Source organism: Metabacillus arenae (genome assembly GCF_014773385.1).
Taxonomy (GTDB): Bacteria; Bacillota; Bacilli; order Bacillales; family Bacillaceae; genus Metabacillus_D; species Metabacillus_D arenae.
Genome location: NZ_JACXAI010000008.1, coordinates 1 through 26,333, shown reverse-complemented (window position 1 = coordinate 26,333; position 26,333 = coordinate 1). Strand labels below are relative to the sequence as shown.

The following is a 26,333-nucleotide window of genomic DNA, read 5'->3' as shown; positions in this document are numbered from 1 at the left end:
AAAGGCGTCACGGCCTTATGCCTGCCGGCACTAGGACGTCCTGTCCGCCTGCGCTGGACATCGATAGCCAACTTTAACACGTAAATACTTTAATTAACTTAAACTCGCTGATTTCATAAATTAAAAAATCCAGCTATTAGAGACAACTTGATCTCTAATAGCTGGATTTCATCTGCGCAAAACAGGTGAAGCAGCTAGCTTCCTTTAATTTTTTCGTATTTAATACTCGCATTTTTCAATGCAACAATAAGAGCTCTTTGCGATGATCCGAAATAGCGCCGTTCAATTTCTTCCGTTAATTTCTCAATCTCTAAGATTGACTTTCCAATCAATAACGAACGTACAAATCTTGTCGTTAACTCAACGATTGAGGAGCACTCAGCATCAACTATCTCATGTGTATGTAGATCAATCACCAAGCCAACAAAAAACGCATTATATTTATGCATAATGGGATTGCTAGATGATGTTTTAGAATCTCCTATAACATATACAGTATCACGATGAAACACAGGGACCTCCTAAAGTCAGATAATGCACGAGGTATTTATGAGGATATCATAAATATTCGCCGCATTGTGATTGGATCCTTAGTACGATTATAGACTATCCCCCTATTGTTTGAAAACGGAACTTTAGTCCTAATTTTCAAAATTTTTCATTTATTCTAACCCTTTTACAGCTCCTCTTATCATTCTGTTTTACGCTAGCGACTATTTTTTTCATATAAATCTATTAACTTCACAATTCTAATAAAGGAATCCGCTTTTTATACTTATCTACTAACAGTCTATTATCATCATCCGCACCATCAACATTCCCGCTTTTAAAGATTGGCGGGGTTATTCCTTTTTGCAGCAATATGTCTACTGCTCCTGCTACAAGGCTGTTTACGATTGTCATTCCTGCAATCGTAGAACCTGGTGCGAAGGCAAGATTTGATTTTTCTTCCTGAAGCAAGAAATCTCCCAATTGTATACAATTATCAATGACTAGGTCTGCCGCCTCAAACAGAAATAAGCCATTTTTATGCCGAGATGATTGAGTTTCAGCATATCTAGGTGAAGTGATCGCAATGACAAAAGCACCATGCTCTTTTGCGATTTGTGCTACATCAATAGGAACCGGGTTTCTTCCCGAGGTAGAGGAAACGATAAGAACATCCTTTGCTTGGATATCGATGTTTACCATAAAAGTTTGTGCCATCCCGTTTGTTCTTTCTAAAGTTGAGGAGTTTACAGCTCCGCGGTGCAGCATTAAATCCTCTACCAAAATTGGATTCACTTGAGCAAGTCCTCCAGCACGATAAAATAATTCCTCACCAATCATATGAGAATGCCCGCATCCAAACAAATGAATGATTCCTTCGTTTTCTATACTTTCTGAGATTTTTTCGGCTGCTTTCTGCAAGACATCGTTTTGTTTGTCTTCAATCGTTTCTAATAATTTTTTGATTTCGGTAAAATAATTTTGGATAAGAGACATGCTATAAACCTCCATATTATTTAAAAGCAGTTTATTTGGCCCGGTTGATCGCTGGATTCAACGAAATATCGATCAAATTTGCCCGCTTCCATGGGTTGGCCGAATAATTGATCGAATTGGATGGATTATCGATCGAATTGGTCGGATTAATCCCAGTATTGGACGGGATTGCTCTGATCTGTCGGGATAAATCAATCATAAACCCGGTTGCCTTGAAACAAATTAATCACTAAAAAAGAGCTTTATCCTAAGCTCCTTTTTCTGCATTCAGCTCCAGCTTTGGCAATGCTTCTTCATCGACAATGACAGTAACATTCGGATGAGTATTTAAGATAGAAGCTGGGAACTGTTCTGTTACTTTTTCCGATAATAATTGTTTAATGGCTTCTTTTTTTGATTCACCTGATACGAGCAGTACAATTTCTTTTGCATTCATTATTGACTTAATCCCCATGGTAATCGCTTGTGTTGGCACATCTTCTGGTTTATTGAAGAATCTCGCATTTGCTTCTCTTGTCGATTGGGTTAATTCAACGATATGTGTCATCGATTGAAAAGAAGTACCTGGCTCATTGAAACCGATATGTCCATTACTGCCAATACCAAGGATCTGCAGGTCAATTCCGCCAAGCTCCTCAATATTTTTTTCATAGCGCAAGCATTCCGCGTCTAAATCTTCCACTTCCCCATTTGGAATGTAAGTATTGGACGGTTCGATATCTATATGATCAAACAGCGTCTTTTTCATAAAAAAATGATAACTATTAGGATGATCTTTTTCCAAACCTACGTATTCATCCAAATTAAATGTTGTCACTTTCTGATAAGAAGTAAAGTTTTGTTTATGATCGTGAATCAGCTTATCATAAAGCCCCTGAGGAGTTCCGCCTGTCGCTAAACCAAGCTTTATTTCCGGATTTTGACGGACTTTTGAAATAATAAACTCAGCAGCTTTTTGGCTCAATTCATCATACCCTTTAGTTTGCAAGATGTTCATGAGTGATTTCCTCCCTTTGATAAGCTATTTCTCCTTTACATAGAGTCATCCATACGTTATGGTTTTCATCCAAAATAACGATATCTGCATCTTTGCCAGCTTCAATACTTCCTTTTCTGTCAAAGATTCCAAGCTGCTTAGCAGGAGTGACAGAGCTCATCCATATGACGTCTCTTAAAGAACAGCCTGTGAACTCCATCATATTATTTATTGCTTGATTCATTTGCAAAACACTGCCTGCAAGGGATCCATTTTCTAAAACAGCCTTGCCATCTTCGACAAATACTTTTTGGCCTCCCAATTCATATTCTCCGTTTGGAAGACATTTTGCTCTCATGGCATCTGTTATAATAATCATCCCTTCATGACCCTTTTGATGATAAGCAAGCTTTACTGTCTTAGGATGAACATGAATGCCATCTGCTATAATCTCTGTTTTCAGTTCTTCGTGTATCAATGCGGCCCCAGCTGTTCCAGGATCGCGATGGTGCAATCCTCTCATTCCATTAAAAAGATGGGTTACATGTGCTGCACCTGCTTGTATCCCTTTGATCATCTCATCATACGTTGCATCTGAATGTCCAATAGAGCTAATAACCCCTTGTTCACTCATATATTCAATCAGTTCCAAACCACCGTCAATTTCCGGGGCAATTGTAACAAGCTTGATATGTCCCTGTGCTAAGCCCTGCCATTGATTGAAAAGCTCAATAGTTGGTTTTAGCATATATTCAAAAGGCTGAGCTCCTGCCCTTTTATAGTTTAAAAAAGGACCTTCTAAATGGATTCCTACAATTTCAGCTAAACCTGCTTGATGATTTTCCTCTATATACTCACCCGCATTTATTAACGCATTTTCAATTGCATGCTTAGATTGCGTCATAGTAGTAGCCAAAAAACTTGTCGTTCCCTCTTTTGGCAATGCTTCAGCCATTGTGCTTAATGCATCATTAGAAGCATCCATTGTATCTGCACCATTTACACCATGAATATGAATATCAATAGCCCCTGGAACAGCAAAATAAGAAGAAGGAATCTGAATGAACTTATATCCGGTTATATCATTTATATCGTTTAAGCTTCCTATTTCTTTAATTAGACCCTTTTCTATTTTAATAAACCCATTAGAATAGGTTTGCTGTTCACCATAAACATTTAGTCCGGTAATGATAACGTTCTCCATCATAAGAAACTCCTTTTTTCAGCAAACAATTTTTATTAAAGTTTTTCATGCATAAAATTGATTTAACAATGTCGAACAACTAGCACTGATCTCTTTTTACAAAAGAAAAGAAATAACTTCTTTCTGTGTTGCACACCTTGTAGAGCCCCAAGCTTTCAAGGAGCTTCCTCTATTGAATTATCATTCTTATTTTTAGTGTAACATTACAGAACTTAGTTGTCTATACCAATTTTTATTTTGTAGAACTTCCCTTAACAAAAAACTCGTTTTAGAAAAGGATTCTAACAAAATTGATTACTAGTTTACAAGATAATGGTATAGACAACTAGATTTTAAAATAGGAATTAACTTCAGCCTAAAACGTTGGTGTACAATATAGGGACGGCCAACATTAAAAAAAAGGAATTGAAGCAGAAATCATAAACCCTTCCCTCTCTCAGCCAAAAGAAAAAACACCGATTATCGGTGCTTTATCTTTCATACACATGGAGCTACTATTCATTCGTCAAGCCATGTAATCGTCGAGCTGATCAAAGGGTCCGCCTAAACCTTGCTTCATTGATTCGAAACCTTCCTTAAATGTCTTACCTTCTTCCTCAGATGCATGTATAGGAACCCCTCGGAGGGTGAAATGCTTTGGCTCGGTCCACGTCTTGAATACAAGTTCGCGTGGCACATCAAAGGTAAGCGTAATAACCAATTCGCATTCAACAGCATTCATTGTCATGCTGTTTGTTGCATTTTCCTTTTACATTTCAATTCCTCAATAAAGGCTGCTGCCATTTTAGTTATATTGTTAAGGTATTCTTACTACTTAATGAACTAGATTTTATTATTTTGTGATGGTAAATATAAGAGCCGGCTATCAAAATATAGGCGATAATGAAAACCAGCATTCCACTAGGAGGATCGCCTACAGCTATGCTTGAATACATGGCACCCGTAATATCAAATACAAAACCGGCATAAGCCCATTCCTTTATTCTAGGAAAACCAGGAATCAGTATCGCGACAACACCTAATAACTTTGCAATTCCTAGAAAGGGCAGGAGGTAGGCTGGATAACCTAAATGATTAAATAAAGCAACAGCATCGGGAGCAGACATAATATCCGGAATAGAACCCAAAACCATTAATGCCACCAACAGACCTGTAAAAATCCAGTAAATAATTTTAAATTTCTTCATTTTATACCCATTTCCCCTTATTTTGAAATATTTAAATGTCTATTGCCCATTTCCCTTTGGTATATGTTGTGTCATCAAGTCTTAGCCAATCGTTCCTCGAGACGATCAAGGGTGGATTTTGCTCCGTCAATGGCACCGTACTTCTTGACCACCTTTCTGAGCTCCGCTTCAAACTTAAAGAGCATCCGCAGCTGAACTTTCATACATGATTTCACTCCTCCTATTCATGTTGTTATAGCTCCTCTAAATGACTATGCTTTTCATCATCGTTCAATTCCTTTTTTGCAAGCTTGCAGGTAATCGTCCAACAGGTCGACTCTCTCATTCCAGATTTGATGGTAAGACTCCAACCAGGCATCAAGTTCTTTGAATGGCTTGGCCCTCAGCTTGTAGATCCGTCAATTGGCAATTACATGAACCTGGGGACGAGCCCTTCATTACTAAGTACACGAAGATGTTTGGAAGCATGCATCTGGTTAAGCCCGAGTCGATCGGCAATTTCCCCTGCAGTAAGAGAGCAGTCATGCAAGAGTTTAACAATTTGTAACCGATTGGGCTCGACAAGAGCATTCAAAGTTGTTTTCATGATTACAATATACCTAATACAGAATATTCCTTTAAAGGAATATAATTATAATTTTTCCCTAATTAGGGTAATACCAGCGTAGCTGACACCACCCGCAAACACATGGATAAAAATGTAAGAACCCTCCGCGTCTGGAGAGTTCTTTTTATGAGTGATAAATGTACCAATTGCAGCCTGTTTCTTAAACTAACGTCTTCGTTAGTGAACCAGGATACAAAAAGCTGGTACTTTTCTGATGGTCTATGCTACAGTCACGATGATGGGCTGATTCTTTGTAATTATTATAGTATGCTCCTGTTGTGCCGCAAAGCTATTGTCAGGCACGCATAAAGTCCACCCATCCGACTGCTCAACGACATATCCAGCACCTGTAGATAAAAAGGGCTCGATTGTAATGACCATGCCCTCTTTCAATACACGTTTATCATCCTTGTTATAAACGGGTAGAATCTCTTTGGGCGTCTCGTGCAGGGATTTCCCAATACCGTGACTACACAGATTCTTAATAACATTATAGCCGCCCTTTTCAGCCTCGATTTGAATAACCCTCCCGATTTCGTTCAATTTTACTCCATGCTTAAGTGAAGAGATCACCTTCATCATAGTATTGTGCGTGTATTGGCAGAGGCGTGTTAAAGACGGGTTGTATGGGGGGATCGGAAAAGAGTGCCCCGCATCCGCAAAGTAGCCTCCCCGTTCGGCTGAAACATCGATGTTTATTAAATCGCCCGGTTGAATCATTCTATTTCCCGGTATTCCATGAGCAATTTCATGGTTAATGCTAATACAAGTGTTGCCGGGGAAGTTATAAGTTGTTTTAGGTGCAGGCACAGCCCCATGCCTTTTCAAAAATCCTCCACCAATATCATCCAGTTCCTTTGTCGTAATTCCAACACGTGCGTGACTTTTCATTTCACTAATCGTCAATGCAACGATTTTGCCAATTTCCTTCAGACCATCGATATCTTTTTGAGATCCTATTGTCATAAGAGACCCTCCATTTTCCAGATAACTTCATTTTACCACATAATAGAAATCTTCCATTATCCTGCCCGTTAGTGTAGTCCTCATTAATAAAATAAGTTCCGAATTTGTTTTTGTTATAGGAACTTTACTTTGGAGGGGATAACATGAAACGGAATTGGGAACTCGACGAATTAATCGAGCATTTTACGATCCTACCGAAGGTTGATCGAGAACAAGACCGAGGAAACTAGGATTGGATTTGCCATGCTACTCAAGTTTTTTCAAAATGAAGCCCGGTTCCCAACTCATAAGTCCGAAGTTCCCAAAGCGGTGATCGCGTACATTGCAAAACAAATCTTCTTTGAGCCGGAATTATATGCTCAGTATGATTGGACCGGTCGTTTAATCACCTACCACCGAACACAGATCCGGGAGTTCTTCGGGTTCCGCGAGGATACGATAGAGGATGCTCAGAAAATGGCAGAATGGCTATGCCAACATGTTCTGCATCACGATCATGAATTTGAGCATTTAAGAAGGAATTGGCTTGCATATGTATAAATAATGAATAAGAGATATCTCTTATAAGAAAGGAAGGCTGGAATGAAAAAAAAATACAATAAATTATAACCTCCATATAATAGATTAAATTTACATCATTCACGAGCCCCTCCATTGTGAATCAACTTTCCATTCAAAATGATTATGACATGCGGAGGGATTTTTAATGAGAAATGAACAAGAAATGATGGACTTAATAATAAACACTGCCAAGGAAGATGAACGTATTCGAGCCGTATATATGAACGGTTCGAGAACGAATCCGAATGTGCCAAAAGATATTTTCCAGGACTATGATATCGTTTATGTCGTAACGGAAACAGCCTCTTTTATCGAAGATAAGAATTGGATCAATATTTTTGGAGACTTGCTTATGCTGCAAGAACCTGATAAAAATAACAAAAATGTTGGGATGGATATGGATTTTGAACGGTCTTACGGCTATTTAATGCTGTTTACAGATGGGAATCGCATCGACCTTCATATTCAAACAAAAGAATGTATGATGGATAGCTATGTCAGTGACAAACTGACCATCCCATTATTAGATAAGGACACCTGTTTTCCATCCATTCCTGACTCAACAGATGTTGACTACCATGTAAAAAGACCAACAGAACCGATGTTCATGAGCTGCTGCAATAATTTTTGGTGGTGTCAACAAAACGTTGCCAAAAGCATTTGGCGTGATGAATTACCCTATGCAAAGTTTATGTTTGAATGTGTAATTAGACATCACATGCATGAGATGGTTTCATGGTGGATTGGAACAAGGTCTAACTTCCAAGTCTCAACTGGGAAAATGGGAAAGTACTTCAAGAAATTCCTTTCCGAATCATACTGGGAAATGTATCAAGAAACTTATTCCGATGGCAGTTATGAAAATATGTGGGATTCTGTATTTGTTACCTGTGAATTGTTTCGGACGTTAGCAAGAGATGTAGCAGATTCACTTTCCTATATTTATACAGTTGATGACGATAAGAACATGACTGAATATTTGCAACATGTAAGAAAATTACCTTCAGATGCAAAAGAAATCTATTAGTAAATGGAGCACCCTGCAAAGTTTGTAGGGTGCTTATCTATTCAGCAAACCTTTTTCTTGAAAATCTGTGCATATGGATGTCCAAGGAATCTTCCGAAAGGGCGCGATTGTAATTTCCATGGAGATTTGGGTGCTAACCTTTATCCCTCTTTCATATAAATGAAATAATGAATCAACCCGAGACATATCAATTTTTCACGAGAAGTCACTTTTTCATTAAGAATAAGAGTATGCTGATTTGCTTCTTTAAACCATTTTGTCCATTCGACCGGCATCCATCCTTCCCTGTATCGGCACAACTCTTTTCCTGCAGCAGCTTGAAGGCACACATCATAAAGATAGGCATCCGTGATGATCTCCGCTAATACTTCATCAGAATTTGAATATACTTTTCCTTTCAATGTCAACTTGAATTTTTCTTCTTTAAATAAGCCAATCACTTTTTGATGTTCATCTTCTATCTTAAGTGGTGAATAAATCCCTGCACCATTTTTTATGTAGCCAATAACTTCGTTTTTGTTATTTCCTATTACCCACTTTTTAGGAAGAAATGTCCGAATATTATTTGGCATGAGCAAATCTACTATCCAAGGAGTAGTGGGAGTAATTTGATAGATTAGAATTCCATTCGGGTTATAGGCAGTCAATTTTAAAAAATGAGAGGGCTCTTTCCTCAACACAAATTGACGCTCTTTTTCGTTCTCTTTCATTTGAATTTTTTCATCAGCCATTCCTTTAGTTTTTTTATAGTTATTGAAGTGATAAAGACCTGTGAAAAATAATACAATAACACTTAATGCAAAGGGCAGCACGAGATCCCATTGCTGGCTGGAACCCAAGTTAGGATAAAAAATGATTAAAGTAATGATACAAATAAGCAGACAGACACCTGAGCCAATAAAGGCTATTTTTGAAATCTTTAAATAGTGGTTAGTCATATATGAACCCTCCTCTCTTACATTTTCGATAGATATAGGGAGAAAGTTTTGATAATAGATTGTGAAGTTGTTTTATATCGAGGAACCACTCGGTAGATAAACAAGTGGAACAGACTATTTAACTATTTATTTTACTTTTAGATAGAGTCTTGCAGAGAAAAGAAAAAAACCCCTCTGTTTGACAGTTCATTTTCAAAGTCTGTTAGTACTTGTTGGTAGCTGTCACCCTGAAGGTTGCTAGAACGCATGTGCCGTATGACTGACAAATACATGGTGATCAAAGTATCTGTGTCAATCGTATCCATTCTGTCCTTCAATTCAATCCCACCTCCCCTCGTTAGAGAGTCCGAGTGGCTCCATTCTTCACTTTAATGCATTCCATATGGTTTTATTTACCTAAATTTCTAAAATTTTCACCGTTCTTTAGTCGCGATTATTAGGTTAATTATACCATAAAAGGAAAATTAGATAAAAAAAACAAGCTCTCCGTATGGAGAACTAAATGTTTAAAGCATCTTATACATTATGATGTGCGGTCCAAGTGGATCAATGTTAAATACATCTCCTTTTTTGCACAAACCCAATTTTTGATAATAGGCTTCTACATCTGTCCTGGCATTGCACCACCAAACATCAGCCCCTTGCTTTTTAAGAAGGTTTTCAGCAAAATAAATAACATTACTGCCAGCCTTTAAATTTCTAAATTCTTCTAAAGTAGCCATTCCTCTAAGCCGATATTGGCAGCTTCCTTCTATTTCAAGATGTGCTTGGTGATAAAAGGAAGCAATACAGATTAATTTTTCGTGTGCGAATGCACCAATATGAAAACTACCTTTGAACTCATCTCCTTCATATTTGCATTCATTGATTGTTTGATTAGGCCGGAGAACTTTTTGCCTTATCTCATATGTATCTTCCGGTTTTATCTGCTTAATATTCATCAAGCTCTTCACCCCTTTATTATTGTAACTAGGAGAGTTACTCTCTATAAAGACGGAAATTCTTATCAACTGCCATAAGAAAATACAAAAAGCGAGGGGTGCCCGTATAGCGACGTATGGACTGAACTGAGCCGTTAGGCCCAAGTCGCGATTAGATGGTTGCATATCGCAAGGAGGTGAGGGAAGTCCACTGGTTGCTGGAGCTGGATGAAGAAACGATTATCCGCACTATTAATGGTTTATCATTTCTTATACGATTAAAATAGCAGCCCTGATAAGGAGCTGCTATCTTACTTAATCCACTAATTTAATCCGATCTTCGTTTGAAGCTTTGATTGGCTGCTGTGCTTTTTTTATATAATTTACTAATGCATCTTAATTATCATAGTGAAATTATTAATTTGTAGACTTGAGATTTGTATTTCGATTTAACATAATCGCAATAGCATAATCACTATCATATTCCGATTTTTCAAACTTTTTATAGTAATCTAGAAACTCCTTTTCTTTACCCAAATCCTTACTAATTACAGCAGCATTATATAATAAAACTTGTTTATATTTGTCAGATGAATTTTCTAATAACTCTGTAATCATACTTAAACTCTTTTCAGGATTTTCACTAAAAGTATCTAATGCTTTAACAAATGAGGCTGCATATTCATTAGATATAGAAAGATTATTGAGATTTTTTAATTCTTCATAATCTTTTAATTTAAAAAGTGTGTCTGCAAGTAGGAAATATCCATAATCATTTTTAGGATGTTTACTTGTGAAATTTCTGAAACTTTTTTCTGCGTCATTTAGTTTATTTACTTGTAATTCTAATAATCCTAATTTTATAAACCTTTCAGAGTTTTGTTCTGAATCAATTAAGAGGGCCTTTTTTAAAGCGCTAATTTTTAAATGTGACTCTAGATAGTCTTGGTTACTAAGAAGATCGTAAGCTTTTTGATTATTTTTGGAATCTTTTAATGAAATAAATTTATTTACCATGTCATCAAGCATTTGATAAAAATCTTTTTCTGATTCTTCTACATTTTGTATTTCTGCTGCCTCAATTGCTTTCTTAATATTATTGATAAATTCTTCTTCATCGTTTAATAAAAAATAAACTTGAGCAAGATTTGTTAATGCAACGGGATTATATTCGTTAAACTTTAGTAATTTCAAAATAGTCGTTTTTGCTTTGTTGTATTCCTCGATGCTCATATAACTTACAGAAAGTTGATGTAAAGCGTCTGTATCATTCTTTTTTATCTTTATTATTTCTTGATTTAATTTAATAGCCTTTTCATATTGATCTGTTAAAAGGTATTGCCAAACCAGCTCCTTTTTTGAGGCAAGGTCGTCTTCATTATTTTTTACATATTCCTCTAATTGGTTAATATCTTTATTTCCACTTTCTTCATTCAGTGAATTAGCTTGTTGTTTATCTATATTATTAATTAATATTGCTATCATAAACAAAGATGCTACTGCTAGTAACACAAAAATATATTTTTTCTTCATATTAAACCTCCGTTTAGATATAAGACTGCTTTTTAAAAACATAAGAAGATGCAAAGAAAAAAATCATTATAAATGCAAAAGTAGATACAGTAATTTGAAAAGATTTTAATAAACTACTGTTAGGATCAATTAAACTATATATAACAGCATAGCCATCAATAAAAGTAATGAACATATTCTGCTGGAACAGGTATAAATTTTAATAAGAGAATAAAAATCAAACTACAAATAATGGATATCATTCTTTTTTTAATTATTACATTTACCAACATTGTAATTGACCCTAGAGCAATAAAATAAATTAACAACATAAAATGGACTATTGTTACTTGCCACAGTACTTGAACCCAGCTATATAACTCAATTTCGTATCCAACCGGAAGTTGCACTGTGCTTGAACCATAATTAATAAATAAACGAATAATAATATATTTCCCGGTATGAAGTACAGAATGAAAATTATTGAAGCAGCGATAAACTTAGAAAAAAATATTTTTTCCTTCGAAAATTTACTTGTAAATAATAATTTAATAGTATCTTTGGAATATTCACTACTGATAAAATATGAATAATGAAAGATAAGCCATTTAGTATGGTTTAACTCTAGATTTCTAATAAAAAATGAGCGGAAAAATTGAAAGATCCTGTTTAATGTATTTTGAAAGTTATTGGATTTTGTTGATGATGACCACGTGTATTAATAGAATTGAAAGTGTACTTCTTCTGCTTGAGGTCAAATTGGGGTCAAATAACAAAGTTGTTGAAGCTTCTCTAACCTTTGAAATCCTATTCAACTATGAGTTTAAGTATCCTATATTAAAAGATAAATGTGAAAGGAAGTTATCCAGTTACTGCAATGAAACTTCTAGCTTTCATTTTTAATACATAATTATAGCTTTTTTTCACTCCTTGGAATAAAGTTGCATTTCATCGAAATAAATAAAGGAGTGATTTATCTTTTTTGAGTCATTCTTTGAATGGCTTTTTTACTTTGTTATTAAAAAGGGCAAAGTTTGGATACTTTGGTTCCCATCTGAGAAAACCTATACTAATCCAAGATAAAAATCCAAATGAAGGTTAGTCAAAAGAAGAAAAAGACAAAGAAGTAAGGGAAGAACAAAATTCATCCAAAAAGGTAAGTAAGGTGAAGATTTTTCCTACAACTGAACTGTATTAAGATAAAGAAAACACAGAGAGCTCAAGCCGATTCAATGTTAAGTTATCACAAGGAAGTGAGGAAGTCCACTAGTCGTTGGGCGCCTAGAGCTGGATGCAGAAACGCTTATCGACAACAATCAAGCTTTATCATATCCTTAACGATTAAAATAGCAGCCCTGATAAGGAGCTGCTATCGTACTTAATCCACTAATTTAATCCGATCTTCGTTTGGAGCTTTGATTGGCTGCTGTGCTTTTTTTATATAATTTACTAATGCATCTAAATCAATAGGGCCAGTTTCTACATTTGAACCATTTGTTAGAACTGTAAATCCATCACCGCCGCCAGCAAGAAAGTTGTTTACCGTAACAGTGTATTCTTGATTGGGAAGCAATTCCTTACCTTCGGAGGTTTGGATTTTACCGATTTTTTCTCCTATTGGCGCAGCCCTGTTCCAGTTGTAAGTTAAACCTGATATTTGCAATATTTTTGATCCGCCTTCTTGCCATTGCTGTTCTAAAAGATCTTTAATTTGCTCACCAGTTAACGTCATCTTCACTAATGAATTATTAAACGGTTGAATATTGTACAGTTCTCCCCAAGTGATTTCCCCTGCATATAAGTTATCACGAATACCGCCCGGATTCATGAAAGCAAAATCTGTTTTCATCGCTTCCCTTTGCACGTCTGCAATAAAATTACCAAGAACAGATTCTCCGCTGGCATCTGCTGACCTTGTCAGCTCTTCTTCGGCTGTTCCAACAACTTCATTGATGAAAGGACCTACTTGTTCTTCGTAGCCTTGCACCATACGTTGTATTTTTTTGTGTGGTTTAATCCCTTCATGAAAAGTTGTTACGATTTCTGCTTTTTTTTCAACAATGTCTTTTGTTTTTGGATCAATTTTTAAATCTATATCAGAAAAGGCAGTCCCAGAAGAGTAAGATTGAACAATTAATTTATCATCAACAACTGTGTTTGCAAACTGATGACTATGTCCCCCTACAAGAATATCAACTTCATCATCAATTTCAGTCGCGATTTCCGCTAATTCACCACTCGGGTTTGTTCCATCTTGATTTGAGCTAACAGGAACATGAGCCAAAACAACAATTGATTTGACCCCTTTCTTCTTTAGCTGTTTCGCAGCATCATTAATAGCCTTTGCTTCATCAATAAATTTTACGCTGCTCACAGCCTCCGGCAGCACAATACTTGGAGTTTCAGTCGTAACAACCCCAATAAACCCAATTCGCATCCCATTTACTTTTTTGATGACATAAGGAGGAAGAATAGGCTTTTCGCTTTTTTTATCAAGCACATTGGCTGCTGTATATGGAAACTCAGCACCTTCGAAATCTCCTGTTAGCTTATGTTTTCCTCCATTAATCAATCTGAACATTGCCTTATAGCCATCATCAAACTCATGATTACCAATAGTTCCTACATCAAATTTCAGTTCATTTAATATTTCAATTGTCGGCTCATCTTGTAAAAGCGCGGATGCTGGTGCGCTTGCACCAACAACATCGCCTGCATGTACGAGCAGAGAATTTTTCACCTCTGCCTCTCTTTGTTTTAAATAGGCAGCCATGTAGGCAGCTCCTCCAGCCGGTTTTCCGTTTACTGTTTTGAATGTATTAATTTGACCGTGAAAATCATTGATTCCCAGAATTTGAACTGGTATGTATCGATTTTTATATCTTTCTTTATCTTGCTTCGCAAACCCAGGTGTTGAAAAAATACACAAAGCCAATGTTAAACATAGAATTCGTTTTAATTGATTCATCCTATCATCTCCTCTCATAATTGCTTTCATTTTAAATGTAAAAAGTAAGGAGCAACTAGGCAAGCAAATCTTTTATCATTTCTCCAAATGAAAAGATAGACCCGCACAATATGAACTAGGTTTCAACGAAATTCACCAATTTATATTACAATGTGACTAAATATGTAGGATGATTTTTATAATGAAAGGTTAGACAAAAAAATTTGGTAATCCAATTATTCTTTTAGCAGCAGGTCTAATGGAGAATCCTTCTTCAAATTGGATTTTGAGAGTATTATGGGGATTAATTTGATGTTGAGCTTCCTTTGAGATATATAGTCCGGCATGCCCTTAATTGTTTAATTGATAAAATTTTTTTGTATTTTCGAAAACAGCTTGATAAACGGCTTCTTTTTTCAAACTTTTTAATGAAGCGATTGTTTCAATTGAACGATGTATCATGGACGGGTTTGTCATTTGATCCTTAAACTCTCCTTCGAAAGGCCATGGTCCATCTGTTTCCACCATTATTTTCTCGAGCGGAAATACTTTTCCTATTTTTTGTATTTCTTTTTCATAGCAAACATCTGGTGTAATGGAGATATAGTAACCGTTAGATTGCAGGCGATCAATTACCCTTTCATCTCCTTTGAACCAATGAAAATGCGCTTTTTCTACTCCATAAGTTTCCAGCAGATCACAGACTGAGAGAGTATCCTCATAGATGGCATGCAATATAATCGGCTTGTCCCACTTTTTTGCAAGCAGGACAAACCTTTCAAGCAGCTTCATGTACACACCTCTATCAAATTGTTCAGGATTTTTCTTACGAGAATAATACGGCAGACCGACTTCTCCAATCGCAGCAAACTTCTCTTGATTCCATTCCATCCAGTCAAAAAGCTTGTTTATCTCTTTTTCATCAGGTAATGGTTGTTCAGGATGAAAGCCGCATGCAGGGATGATCTTTGCATGTTTTTCAGCAAGAATTAATGTGTTCTGTGATGACTGGAGATCCATAGAAACAGCAATTAAAGCAGCTATTCTATTCTTTTCCAAGCCATTTATTATCATATCTCGCTCTTCTGATGAATATTTATCGAAATGAATATGGGAATCAATGATTTTCATTCAGAACAAGTTCTCCTTTAGTTCTTTGTAAGCTTTCGTAAATGTCTCGTTTATAGGTTAGAAATTCATTTGATAACATTAATTCTTTTCCTCTTGGTCTTGGAAACGCAATTTGGATTTCTTTCAAAACAGTTGCAGGTCTTGCTGAAAGAATATAGATTCGGTCTGACATAAATATCGCCTCATCAATACTGTGAGTAACAAAAAGAATAGAGCGGCGGTCTTGTTCCCATATCGACAATAACCATTGCTGCATATCCGCACGGGTAAATTCATCTAATGCTGAAAAGGGTTCATCAAAGCACATAAACGGCTGCGGACTCATAAGAGCACGAATAAACGCCACTCTCTGCTTCATCCCTCCGGAGAGCTGGTAGGGATATGACTTTTCATAAGAGCCTAAACCTACTTTATTCAGCCATTCTCTTGCTTTCTCTAAATCGGGTTTTTTCGAAAATTCCTGACCAAAAACAACATTTTGAAGAACAGTTCTCCACGGCAGAAGGGAATGCTGCTGCGGCATATAGCTGATTAATCCCCGTTTCCCGTTTACATTTTCTCCATTTAAATAAATCGTTCCTTCATCCGGGGACATCATTCCGCCGATTAAATGAAACAGCGTACTTTTCCCGCTTCCGCTTGGACCGAGGAGAGTTACAAATTCGCCGTTGTTCACATGAAAAGAAACGTTATTCAAAACTAGATTTTCATCAAATGATTTTGAGATCATTTGTAAGGATAATTTCATCGATTACTCTCACCTTTCTTGCGCCCTTTTATGAATAGCCTTTCTAAATAAACAATCAAGGCGAAAAATAGCAAGCTTACGATCATGATCGTTAAAATCGCTACAAAAACACGATCTGTTCGAAAGGATGAGGAAGCTAGCGTCATATAGACTCCGATACCTGATTTTGCGCCAAGCCATTCTGAAATGACAGCCCCCATTACACTGTAGGTCGCAGATATTTTCAAACCTGAAAAAATGGCGGGGAGCGCATATGGCATTTCAAGCTTCCAAAATAGCTGGGAACGGGAGGCCCCCATCATTTTTACGTAATGCTTCCACTCACTTGGAGTCTGCCTAAAACCGTCGAGTGCAGAGATTACTACAGGAAAAAAACAAACGAGCGAAATAACGATTACTTTTGGAAGAAGTCCAAAACCAAACCAAATGACAAGCAATGGCGCAAGTACTATAATAGGTACATTTTGCGATAAAATAAGCAAAGGATACAGCATATCTTTTATTTTTGGAAGCAAATGCAATAAAATTGAAAGGACAATCCCTATACTCGTTCCAATTGTAAAGCCAACTAAGGTGAGCCTAATTGTCGAAAAAATGTGATGTCTAAAATCCCCAAAAGATTGAATGCCCTCAAGCAAAATTGCCGAGGGCCGTGGAATCAACCAATCTGGCACCTCAAAAAAGGCTGTCATCATTTCCCATGCAATAATGAGGAAAATGATGACATAAAGAGGTGCTAATTTTTTTATGATCTTTATCACTTTCTGTACTTCTCTGTTAATGTTTCTAATGCAATCCCTTGAGGTTGATATAAGATTTTCATTTGCGTAATCACATTGTGACTCCCCAGCTCGATCATTCTTTCATTCATTTTTCCTACAATCTCTAAAAGTTCGGTCATATTGCCTTCCATCGTTGTTTCCAATTGATGAACTTCGTACTTAACACCTGCTTGGTCAATAATTTTAATCGCTTCATCTACGAATGGAATGACATCTTCAACTGATTTAGTTTTCGGAATGATTTGTACACTTACCAACGAATTTCCCATATTAATTCTCCTTTTATCCCACTATTATCAGGCAGTTTCCCCATATAACTCAAGCTTCAGAGGAATCCATAAGATAAGAAGATCAACTGCCATTTAAGGTCTAATTGATGCAAGCTTGACAACTGCGGTCAGTGGATGAACCCTGCTGATTGATGCACCATTACACCGTTAACCGATTATTTGCGCCGTTATCTCAATATTTGCACCGTTAGCCGATTATTTGCACCGTTAACCCGTTATTTGCATTGTTAGTCAGTTATTGCAACGTTATTCGGTTATTTGCACCGTTTTTGAAATATTTGCAGCCTCAGTCGATTATTTGCACCGTTAACCCAATTGCATTGTTATCCCGATTATTCTGGCAAATACTCATTTGTAAAGGCTTTTTCCGGGTCAAATTCCCCTTCAATTAACCCATTTTCATTCATCCAGTCCGCATAGTTCTTCCATACCTCAAGCTTTTGCTCTCCCCAGCGTTCAGCATCATCTTGATATTTCGGGGATAGCCATTCCTGGCTTTTCTTTACTAACTCAGGATCAAGATCTGGTTCCGCTTTTATTAAAATATCTGCCGCCTCTTGTGGATTCTCAATTGCAAACTGATATCCTTTGGTAACTGCATTCATAAATGCTTTTACCGTTTCCGGGTCCTTTTCAAGCATTTGTTCACTTGATGTTAAAACAGGTGTATAATAATCTAGCTTTTCTGTAATATCGGTTAAATAGATCATGTTCAAATCGACTCCACGGAGTTCCGCTTCTACTCCAGTCCAACCATAATAAATCCACATGAAGTCAACATCTCGTTCAACTGCTGTAAAGAAGTCTGTATCACCTGTGTTTAAAATATCTACTTTATTTACATCCGCATTTTCTAATTTCATAACCGAATCTATGACTGCTTGCTCGGTTGGCGATCCCCATCCGCCATACGTTTTCCCTTCAAAATCCTTTGGTGTTTTAATTTGTTTATCAACTGGAGATGCAAAGCCAGACGTATTATGCTGAATTATCGCTGCTAATGATACTAGGGGTACCCCCTGAGCACGAGCCTGTGTTAAGCTTTCTTGAGCGCTAATTCCAAAATTCGCCTTACCTGAAGCAACAAGCTGATCTGCTCCTGCTTCTCCAGGCATCATAATCTCAACATCAAGACCTTCATCTTTAAAATACCCTTTTTCTTTTGCTGCGTATAAACCTGTGTGGTTTGTATTTGGCGTCCAGTCAAGAACAATGGACACTTTTTTCTTTTCTTGAGGCTTTTCTCCGTTTTCAGATGAATTGCTTTCTGAATTACATCCTATTAAAAGAACAGCCGTCAATATAAATATGACCCACTTTTTCATTTTTGAATCCTCCTCGATTGGCCTAAGTCATATGCAAATATCTAGATGAGGACGAACGAGAAGAAAAATTACAAACAAAAACCGCTAACCTTCTTTTGGAACGTAGACTTCATTCTACAAGAAGACATAGGAAAGATTATGATTGCTTCACAGAAAGATATTTTTTACTTTCTTTGCGGTTTGGCTTGTATACCGTGAATCTTTGGCTCTGACCAGCAATGGCGTAAAGTCCTTATGCATGATGCAGAAGGACACCCTGTTTGCCTATGCTGGAAAACGATAAAAAACGCCCGAACGAATCCGAGCGTTTAAAAACATACCTAAGTTACAATTCAGTATATGTTCCCTCCGCTGGCACCATCCAGATCAGGTTCTAAGGGTCAGCATCTAACGGACGCAATCTCAGCCGGCACTACCGGCCCCCCTACAATGAATTTTCGCATATGTACTTGTTATGCTACATTATATCAAAAGTTATCATTAGTGATAAGTTTTTTCTACTGGACCTCTGTTCTGACTTCTTCTTTTTCTTTTACTTTATCAATTTTATCAACAAACATTTGAAACACTTTGCGTTTTTCCTCCAACTCCACCACTGTTTTTTTCAACTCATGGTATTGTTCTTCAAATGGCTGGTGATAAAGCTCTCTTATCTTCCCGATTATTTCTTCGTTCACAGTAGATTGAACGACTTGCTTTGTAATGTTGTATTTATAGGAATAGACTTTCAAGTCCTTCATCACTTGCTCATATTCTTTATCAATCTCAAATAACAATTCAGATATTTCCTCTTTCCATTCATCTAAGGACTTTTTTATGTACTCCTCCATTTTGATCCTCCTTACTTTTGAGGTACCAGGTACCAATTTCTCCTCTAATATATATATTTTCGTAAGAGGATGTAAAAAAAGGTCGGTTATGTTCGAATTTTATCGTCTGTTAAGAAATTTAAGTTCATTAAGGTGTTGATGTGGTAAATCGGGCACCGAGCGAAAGCGGCACCTATGCCTCCGGTAGTCGGTCGTTTTAGGCTTTTCGTATTCATTAAATGTTCATATAATATCCTTTGCTTCTTATTCTTAATTTAAGCCATAATAATAATACAAGATGTTTTAGGAAGGGATTTTCATGATGAAAAAAATATATGTTTTAGTAAGCCTATTTGTTTTATTTCTATCGATAACTGGTTGCTCACAAGATATTGAAAAAGCAAATGAGGACTATTCATTTGCGGCCATTTATAACGGCACCTGGGTCGACCGTACAAAAATTGATAAAAAAGGACATTTCGTAAAAGTGAAGTTTGAAGAAAAAGGAAGCACAGCTGAATTGACCATCGGCTTAAAGTCAAAGGATAATCAAGTAATTGAAGAGTCACACACAACTGCAACCATGCAAGGAAACGGGGACGGCCCATTTACAATCAAACATCCTGATTGGGACAAGCCTGCAGAAGGTACGATTTCACTAAGAGAGGATGAGATTGTATTAAGTATTAAAGGCGTAGCCGAAGAGGCTGAATCAACTCACGGATTACGTAATGGCACGATGCTTTATGAAAAGGTAGATTATAAAATTAAGTAAGTTCTAGTAAACCTAGTAAACGAATGACACCTAAAATAAATTGTGTTATCATTTCCTTAAATTCACATATACTAAAAAACAAAGGCACCATACATAAAGTGCCTTTGTTAGATACAAACAGAACTCCCACTTTAGGGAAAAGGCTTATCAAAAGCTGCAAACCACCTGCTGCCGCCAAGCTAAAGGGTGGTTTATTTTTTGTCATCTTGACGGAAAGACAAAACCGCGAGCATCAGCATCGCGAAACTTAAAGCAAATTGTAACGACTCACTTATCGTCATCAAAGGCTCCACCCCCTTTCCGCTTCGGAAATGGGTCTTTTTTAGAGCCTTCACCCATGAGAATTTCTGCTTCTATCGTATCTTACATTATACCATAATTACCCAGCATTTTCTCTTTTGTGCATAAATATGATGGCATATCCAAGCCCATTTTTTAAAAATCGTTATTTAAAGTGGATAATTTAATAAAACACACAGCCTAGCCTAATTCTTAATGTAACAAGACGCGCCTCTTAAAAAGGCAAAAGCAGCCTTTTTGAGAGGTTCGACTTGTACTTGCTCATGGCTTTATAAGGCAATTTTCGACTTTCTTTAGTGAATAAGAAAGTATAATTTTTGTACTTAGTTTTCGTTTCTAGCTTCAGGCGCCATCGGCTCCTGGGTCATAAGCCAATCCGCCATGAAGGTTAAAGAACAACCTTCATGCCGTTCGCCGATAGGCTTGCACTTTTCTTATTGAATGTTAAAAGAAAACTTTTCTCTTGCCTTTTTAGCGGCCATTACCATTACTTTTAAGGCATCCACAGTTTCTGTTTCCCCTCTTGTCTTTAAACCGCAGTCTGGATTAATCCAAAAAATTGATGGATCAAGGACACGAAGAGCACGATCCATATTTTGAATCAGTTCTTCCTCAGCCGGTACTCTTGGACTGTGAATATCATATACCCCAAGTCCTATTCCTTTATTATACGTGTAGTCCTCAAATGATCTCATAAGCTCTCCATGACTCTTTGATGTCTCAATTGAAATCACATCTGCATCAAGAGCATCGATTGATTCAATGATATCTTCAAAGTTTGAGTAACACATATGGGTATGAATTTGCGTCTGATTTTTTACGGAGCCAGTTGCCAATTGAAAAGCATTGACCGCGATTTGTAAATACGTTTCCCAATGTTCTTTCTTAAGAGGAAGGCCTTCCCGAAGCGCAGGTTCATCAACCTGTATCATTCCGATACCAGCAGCTTCAAGGGCTTCTACTTCTTTTTGCAAGGCCAGTGCTATCTGATTCATCACCTGCTCTTTTGAGAGATCCTGCCTAGGAAATGACCAATTATAAATAGTGACAGGTCCTGTCAGCATTCCCTTTACAGGCTTTTCCGTCAGATTTTGAGCATAGACTGTTTCTTTCACTGTCATTGGACCGTTATAAGTGACATCACCAAAGATAATAGGTGGTTTCACGCAGCGGGAACCGTATGATTGAACCCATCCGAATTTTGTAAAATGAAATCCGCCAAGCTTTTCTCCAAAAAACTCTACCATATCATTACGTTCAAATTCACCGTGAACGAAAACATCAAGGCCGATTTCTTCTTGGAGTCTGACCCATTTTTCGGTTTCAGCTTGGATAAATGCCTCATATTGTTCTGTTGTGCGTTCGCCTTTTCTCCACAAGGCACGATTTTGCCTCACCTCTTTTGTTTGAGGGAAGCTTCCAATTGTTGTGGTAGGCAAAAAAGGCAATTGATAGGCTTCTTTTTGAGCAGCATCCCGAACATCAAAGGAGTCTCTTTTTGAAGGTTTTTCAAATAAAAGCTGCTCTAGTCCTTTTCTTACTTGCGTGTTATTTCTAATTTCTGATTGATTTAGCTTTTCAATTGAATTTTTGTTTTCTAGAAATATAGCTTCATGATCTGCACCATTAAGACATTCAGTTAAATGAATAACTTCTGTCAACTTTTCATCTGCAAATGCTAGATTTTGTTTTAACAATTGAGGAATTTCTTCTTCTAATTTTAATGTCACAGGTACATGCAGCAAGCTGCAGGAAGGCTGTACAATTAATCTGCCGCTCCCTACATTTCTCAGCAATTCTCCAAGCAATTGATAGGTTTCCGCGTAATTAGCGCACCAAATATTCCGGCCATTTATGACCCCTGCAGCCAAAACTTTATTTTCAGGAAATCCCTCTGAAAGAATGTGCTGAAGGTTTCTGCCTCCATCATGGATGAAATCCAGACCAATTGCCTGTACTGGGAGAGAAACAACCTCTTTATAATAATCCACACTGTCAAAATAAGTTTGCAGCCAAATATTTAACTCAGGTAAATCTCTTTGAAATTCCTCATATACTTCTTTAAATAATTCGATCTCTTCACGTGAAAGAGTCGTTGAAAGAATCGGTTCATCTACTTGAACCCATTCAACCCCGCCCTCTTTTAATTCATTCAAAATCTTTTTATAAAGAGGAACAAACTTTTGGACAACCTCTTTCAATTGTTCTTTATCATATCCCTTCGATAATTTAACAAAGGTAATCGGTCCTAAAATCACTGGCTTTCCTTCAATGCCGAGCTCTTCCTTTGCTTCCTGATAATAATGAAGAGGACGATTTTCTACTAAATTCGGTGTTTGCCCACTTAGCTCTGGTACAAGGTAATGATAGTTGGTGTTAAACCATTTCGTCATTTCCATCGCCACTGCTCCTTGATTTCCGCGCGCAAGTTCAAAATATGTGGACAGTGGCACCTTTCCTTCCTTATAAGAAAACCTCTCCGGTACCAAACCAAACATCGCAGCCGTATCTAATACATGATCATATAGAGTGAAATCATTAACGGGAATGAAGTCAATCCCAGCCTGCTTCTGTTTTTCTAAACTATGAAGACGAAGGGTTTTCATCGTCTGTTGAAACTCTCCCTCCTCTATTTTTCCAGCCCAAAACGCTTCTAGCGCTTTCTTCCATTCTCTCTTTTCACCTATTCTTGGATAACCTAAATTCGAACTTCTAACTCCTGCCATTTTTTCCAACTCCTTTTTTTATTCTCTTTATCCCAACAAACAAAAAATCCCTCTTTTTCACAAAAAGAGGGATTTGAAGACACCATTAACTAGAGTTGAGATACTTAGTCTCATCCATGATGACTCACTCCTCTCTATATCCCCGTAGAGTAAAAAAAGTGCGTACACCAGGCAGGTCTCCTGACTTAGGTTCTTCGCTTTTTATCCCTTCCCATTTCTAAAATAGAAACAGTGGAACCTGATAAAAAGCTCCCCAATACAGTGGCGGGACCGTGTCGGACTTACACCGAACTTCCCTTTTAAGGAGATGTACCATTCCATCTCCACCTGATGCTTTAGATTTGAAGTTAAAAATAAAAAACTCTCTATTATCGAATAGAGAGGCATTTTTGTTTATAAAACCCCTCTTATTTTTCAAAGCACTGAAGCTTTGCAGGATTTAGCACCTTTTCAATCGAAAATTGAAAGGTTGCCGGGCTTCACAGGGCCAGTCCCTCCACCTCTCTGCATAAGAGTGAAAATATTTAGAATTTAAATGAAATAGTAGCATTAAGATTCCCTATTGTCAAACTCTTTTTTTAAAAAAAGGAAGAGCGGATGGTCAAAATAGGGGTAGGGAAATTTTAACTTCATTGAAATAAGTGGGGATAATAACACTATTAAAGGGTTGAAGCAATTCAACCCCATTAGGATTTAGATGACCATTTCAGATTGAACATAGTAATAAAGCAGCTTTAATGTTTCTTCAATTGATTTTTTATGAGTGCGTTCAAAAGCATGGGAAGAATCAATCCCAGGCCCGATTAAACCATGTACAATATCATGTCCTGCTTTGATAGCAGCCGATGCGTCAGAGCCATAATACGGGTAGATATCCAGCTTATATCCAATATTGTTACTGTCAGCAATAGCTGCTAAGTGTTTTCGAAGCTCATAATGGTAAGGACCACTGGAATCTTTTACACAAATGGATACCGTATACTCATCAGTTGACTGACCATCCCCTATTGCTCCCATATCTACTGCTAAATATTCAACAGTTTCAGGAGTGATATTTGAATTTCCCCCATACCCGATTTCTTCATTATTTGATATAAGGAAATGAGTTGTATTAGGCAACGTAATATTTTCGTCTTTTATTTGCTTAATCAGCTGAAGTAAAATGCCTACACTTGCTTTGTCATCCAAGTGACGTGATTTAATAAAACCGCTTGGAGTGACTTCGACTCTGGGGTCAAAAGAAACAAAATCCCCTACTTGCACCCCCAATTGCCGAACATCCTCTTCATTATGTACAACCTCATCTAATCGAACTTCCATATTCTCCTGATTTCTTTCTGCTTTTCCAGCATCTTTATATACATGGACAGATGTTTGGTGCATAAGGATCGTACCAGTGATTTTTTTTCCTGCAGCTGTTTCTATTTGGCAGTACTCTCCTTCAATTGAGTTGTATCTAAATCCACCGATTAAATCCAATTTCAACCTGCCGCTCGCCTTGATCTCTTTTACAATCGCCCCAAGCGTGTCTACATGAGCAGTCAACATACGATGATTGGAATCGTCCTCTCCCTTTAATGTCGCAATGAGACCCCCTTTACGATTTCTTTTTGTCTCTACCTGCAGTTCTTTTAAATAGTTTTCAACAAATGAAATGACTTCGTTCGTATTGCCTGAAGGGCTAGGGATTGAAACGAGCTTTTTAATTAAATCTATTGTTTCATTTACTAGTTTGGTCATATGTAGACCCCTTTCTTTATTTATTCTTTCTCAAAAACAATCATACTAGAATCACAGCCAGGCCAGAATCCAATCTTTGAATAGAATTTATTTGAAGTAGGTTTATCAAGACCTGTATAAAGTGAATCTTCCATCAGTGTGGTTTTCTTCACCCCCCACTGATGGTTAGATGAGGCCCCACAGAATGTAGGTCACATAGACGTTGCCACAAACGCGGCGCTTTTAGTCTGTGTTCCTCTTTTCTGAACCTTTACCCACCGTTATCCCCCACCTACCTTCATTGCTAACAATGAATTTGAGATGGGGGTTTTACTGCCCGTTTAGAGTGGGGTAAAGTGGGTTTTGCTAAAAAAACTCTTTTGAAGGGAAAACAGAACTGATACCTATCAGTTGCTTTTTGCCTGTTTCACCCATGGTGACAGAACGGTTCTGTCTCCTTTTACTTTAAGATTCAACCAATTTGAAGCCGTGGGTGGATCTTCCCCTTCCATTTTAGCGAAAAATGACGTAATGTACTACATTTCCTTTTTTATCTACTTGTCTGGGAGTTTCACACTAAAATATCTCATCGCTTTAGGGATGCCTTTTATTTCTAGAATCCCTTTATAAATTAGCTGCCGCAGCCTGTCTTCAACAAAATCATCCCTGATTCGCTTAGCTGAGGTACCGATCACTGCGCCAATTGCCCTGGCTGATTTGATGAAATTCTCCGAGACATCCTTGTTGTCAAGGTTTATTATAGTGTTGATTATGTTTGAATCATAGTAACTATCTTCAACGTTTTGTTAGAGATTCTATTTTCTTTTTTAGGTTGTCGATCATAGAAGGATTTTTTCTAGCTTATCATAGCTTATGAAATTTTTTCAGTGAAGGTTTATTGGATTATGAGAAATATGTGGCAAGCTTACAGCTCGTTTTGAGCGATTGATTCGTACAGGGATGAAAGGGAATAATTTACCCATCTGTTTGTCCCCGTACGTGGGAGGTTCATGGAGGTTAGGAGTCTGGTTGCTACAAATCGTGATGAAAGATTCATAAAATGACAAAATTGAAGGTTTGTAATTTTGTCCTCCATTAGGAGCGTATAATCTTGCAAGGATAATAGATGTGCTTTTTCAGAGCCTTTTGAACAGCTTGGACAAAACCATTTTCCATGTGATCTCTTCATTGGAAGGTAAAAACAACTTGGACAATGAACGCCAGTTAATAAGTCATGCTTAGAGATTTCAAACCGCTTTAAAACATCATAATTTTTTGGGACATGTTTATTTATCATTAAATTGAATCAATTTCATAATTCCTTATTCTAAAGAAATAAAGACTTGCAGAATTTGATTTTTAATTACAATTTTTACCTTTATGCTGCCTGCTGTTGAT

General features: G+C 37.1%; 24 protein-coding genes, 2 pseudogenes and 3 riboswitches. Of the genes and pseudogenes, 3 read left to right on the top strand and 23 right to left on the bottom strand.

What is annotated here, in order from left to right; all coding sequences use genetic code 11:
• Positions 1 to 194: 194 nt before the first annotated feature.
• The 7 genes and pseudogenes from IC621_RS08640 to map form a co-directional block, all read right to left on the bottom strand.
• Positions 195 to 512: a DUF3870 domain-containing protein gene (locus tag IC621_RS08640; protein WP_191157786.1), complete on the bottom strand. Its 318-nt coding sequence runs from the start codon at positions 510 to 512 to the stop codon at positions 195 to 197.
• 229 nt (positions 513 to 741) lie between these two features.
• Complete coding sequence (locus tag IC621_RS08635; protein ID WP_191157785.1) at positions 742 to 1,485, bottom strand: SIS domain-containing protein; 744 nt, start codon at positions 1,483 to 1,485, stop codon at positions 742 to 744.
• Positions 1,486 to 1,732: 247 nt separating this feature from the next.
• On the bottom strand, positions 1,733 to 2,482 hold the full coding sequence (gene nagB, locus IC621_RS08630; RefSeq protein WP_191157782.1) for a glucosamine-6-phosphate deaminase: 750 nt from the start codon (positions 2,480 to 2,482) through the stop codon (positions 1,733 to 1,735).
• On the bottom strand, positions 2,463 to 3,665 hold the full coding sequence (gene nagA / locus IC621_RS08625) for an N-acetylglucosamine-6-phosphate deacetylase (RefSeq protein ID WP_224752414.1): 1,203 nt from the start codon (positions 3,663 to 3,665) through the stop codon (positions 2,463 to 2,465). Before nagA ends, nagB begins: the two co-directional genes overlap by 20 nt.
• A gap of 788 nt (positions 3,666 to 4,453) precedes the next feature.
• On the bottom strand, positions 4,454 to 4,852 hold the full coding sequence (locus IC621_RS08620; RefSeq protein ID WP_191157778.1) for a DoxX family protein: 399 nt from the start codon (positions 4,850 to 4,852) through the stop codon (positions 4,454 to 4,456).
• 263 nt (positions 4,853 to 5,115) lie between these two features.
• A pseudogene (locus IC621_RS08615) lies at positions 5,116 to 5,438 on the bottom strand (ArsR/SmtB family transcription factor).
• 240 nt (positions 5,439 to 5,678) lie between these two features.
• Complete coding sequence (gene map / locus IC621_RS08610; RefSeq protein WP_191157776.1) at positions 5,679 to 6,425, bottom strand: type I methionyl aminopeptidase; 747 nt, start codon at positions 6,423 to 6,425, stop codon at positions 5,679 to 5,681.
• 201 nt (positions 6,426 to 6,626) lie between these two features.
• Here map and IC621_RS08605 point away from each other — a divergent pair, with 201 nt between their 5' ends.
• Together IC621_RS08605 and IC621_RS08600 are read left to right on the top strand one after the other, a co-directional pair.
• Positions 6,627 to 6,965 (top strand): DUF4158 domain-containing protein, encoded by a 339-nt coding sequence (locus IC621_RS08605; RefSeq protein WP_224752413.1) that lies wholly within the window; start codon positions 6,627 to 6,629, stop codon positions 6,963 to 6,965.
• A 166-nt stretch (positions 6,966 to 7,131) separates the two neighbouring features.
• Positions 7,132 to 8,013, top strand: coding sequence for an aminoglycoside 6-adenylyltransferase (locus IC621_RS08600; RefSeq protein WP_191157772.1), 882 nt, complete (start codon positions 7,132 to 7,134; stop codon positions 8,011 to 8,013).
• Between the two features lie 140 nt (positions 8,014 to 8,153).
• On the opposite strand, the gene IC621_RS08595 is transcribed toward IC621_RS08600, so the two are convergent.
• The 12 genes from IC621_RS08595 to IC621_RS08540 form a co-directional block, all read right to left on the bottom strand.
• Entirely contained in the window at positions 8,154 to 8,951 is a 798-nt protein-coding gene (locus IC621_RS08595; RefSeq protein ID WP_191157769.1) for a hypothetical protein, read from the bottom strand.
• Positions 8,952 to 9,088: 137 nt separating this feature from the next.
• On the bottom strand, positions 9,089 to 9,268 hold the full coding sequence (locus IC621_RS08590; RefSeq protein ID WP_191157767.1) for a hypothetical protein: 180 nt from the start codon (positions 9,266 to 9,268) through the stop codon (positions 9,089 to 9,091).
• 189 nt (positions 9,269 to 9,457) lie between these two features.
• The gene (locus IC621_RS08585) at positions 9,458 to 9,895 is read right to left on the bottom strand and encodes a GNAT family N-acetyltransferase (protein WP_191157765.1); all 438 of its coding nucleotides are present in this window, start codon (positions 9,893 to 9,895) and stop codon (positions 9,458 to 9,460) included.
• A 393-nt stretch (positions 9,896 to 10,288) separates the two neighbouring features.
• Complete coding sequence (locus IC621_RS08580; RefSeq protein ID WP_191157763.1) at positions 10,289 to 11,404, bottom strand: tetratricopeptide repeat protein; 1,116 nt, start codon at positions 11,402 to 11,404, stop codon at positions 10,289 to 10,291.
• Positions 11,405 to 11,729: 325 nt separating this feature from the next.
• On the bottom strand, positions 11,730 to 11,984 hold the full coding sequence (locus IC621_RS27170; protein ID WP_396652994.1) for an ABC transporter permease: 255 nt from the start codon (positions 11,982 to 11,984) through the stop codon (positions 11,730 to 11,732).
• Between the two features lie 777 nt (positions 11,985 to 12,761).
• Positions 12,762 to 14,351, bottom strand: coding sequence for a bifunctional metallophosphatase/5'-nucleotidase (locus IC621_RS08570; RefSeq protein ID WP_224752412.1), 1,590 nt, complete (start codon positions 14,349 to 14,351; stop codon positions 12,762 to 12,764).
• Between the two features lie 330 nt (positions 14,352 to 14,681).
• A complete protein-coding gene (locus IC621_RS08565) occupies positions 14,682 to 15,461 on the bottom strand; it encodes a TatD family hydrolase (protein ID WP_191157758.1) in 780 nt (259 codons plus the stop codon).
• Complete coding sequence (locus tag IC621_RS08560) at positions 15,448 to 16,209, bottom strand: ABC transporter ATP-binding protein (protein ID WP_191157756.1); 762 nt, start codon at positions 16,207 to 16,209, stop codon at positions 15,448 to 15,450. Before IC621_RS08560 ends, IC621_RS08565 begins: the two co-directional genes overlap by 14 nt.
• Complete coding sequence (locus IC621_RS08555) at positions 16,206 to 16,970, bottom strand: ABC transporter permease (RefSeq protein ID WP_396652993.1); 765 nt, start codon at positions 16,968 to 16,970, stop codon at positions 16,206 to 16,208. Before IC621_RS08555 ends, IC621_RS08560 begins: the two co-directional genes overlap by 4 nt.
• Positions 16,967 to 17,260 (bottom strand): thiamine-binding protein, encoded by a 294-nt coding sequence (locus IC621_RS08550; RefSeq protein ID WP_191157754.1) that lies wholly within the window; start codon positions 17,258 to 17,260, stop codon positions 16,967 to 16,969. Before IC621_RS08550 ends, IC621_RS08555 begins: the two co-directional genes overlap by 4 nt.
• 353 nt (positions 17,261 to 17,613) lie before the next feature.
• On the bottom strand, positions 17,614 to 18,606 hold the full coding sequence (locus IC621_RS08545; RefSeq protein WP_191157753.1) for an ABC transporter substrate-binding protein: 993 nt from the start codon (positions 18,604 to 18,606) through the stop codon (positions 17,614 to 17,616).
• A 326-nt stretch (positions 18,607 to 18,932) separates the two neighbouring features.
• Positions 18,933 to 19,042: riboswitch (TPP riboswitch) on the bottom strand.
• Between the two features lie 61 nt (positions 19,043 to 19,103).
• Positions 19,104 to 19,436, bottom strand: coding sequence for a hypothetical protein (locus tag IC621_RS08540; RefSeq protein ID WP_191157751.1), 333 nt, complete (start codon positions 19,434 to 19,436; stop codon positions 19,104 to 19,106).
• A 298-nt stretch (positions 19,437 to 19,734) separates the two neighbouring features.
• Here IC621_RS08540 and IC621_RS08535 point away from each other — a divergent pair, with 298 nt between their 5' ends.
• A complete protein-coding gene (locus IC621_RS08535) occupies positions 19,735 to 20,190 on the top strand; it encodes a hypothetical protein (protein ID WP_191157749.1) in 456 nt (151 codons plus the stop codon).
• A 734-nt stretch (positions 20,191 to 20,924) separates the two neighbouring features.
• On the opposite strand, the gene metE is transcribed toward IC621_RS08535, so the two are convergent.
• The 4 genes and pseudogenes from metE to IC621_RS27165 all read right to left on the bottom strand — a co-directional run.
• Entirely contained in the window at positions 20,925 to 23,216 is a 2,292-nt protein-coding gene (metE, locus tag IC621_RS08530; RefSeq protein ID WP_191157747.1) for a 5-methyltetrahydropteroyltriglutamate--homocysteine S-methyltransferase, read from the bottom strand.
• Positions 23,217 to 23,369: 153 nt separating this feature from the next.
• Positions 23,370 to 23,562: riboswitch (cobalamin riboswitch) on the bottom strand.
• A gap of 58 nt (positions 23,563 to 23,620) precedes the next feature.
• Positions 23,621 to 23,731: riboswitch (SAM riboswitch) on the bottom strand.
• Between the two features lie 178 nt (positions 23,732 to 23,909).
• Positions 23,910 to 24,956, bottom strand: a complete 1,047-nt coding sequence (locus IC621_RS08525; RefSeq protein ID WP_191157733.1) for a M42 family metallopeptidase — start codon at positions 24,954 to 24,956, stop codon at positions 23,910 to 23,912.
• 20 nt (positions 24,957 to 24,976) lie between these two features.
• Complete coding sequence (locus IC621_RS26840) at positions 24,977 to 25,108, bottom strand: GNAT family N-acetyltransferase (protein ID WP_263575985.1); 132 nt, start codon at positions 25,106 to 25,108, stop codon at positions 24,977 to 24,979.
• A 381-nt stretch (positions 25,109 to 25,489) separates the two neighbouring features.
• Positions 25,490 to 25,726 (bottom strand): annotated as a pseudogene (locus IC621_RS27165) (DUF3658 domain-containing protein); the annotation flags it as partial.
• Positions 25,727 to 26,333: the final 607 nt, after the last annotated feature.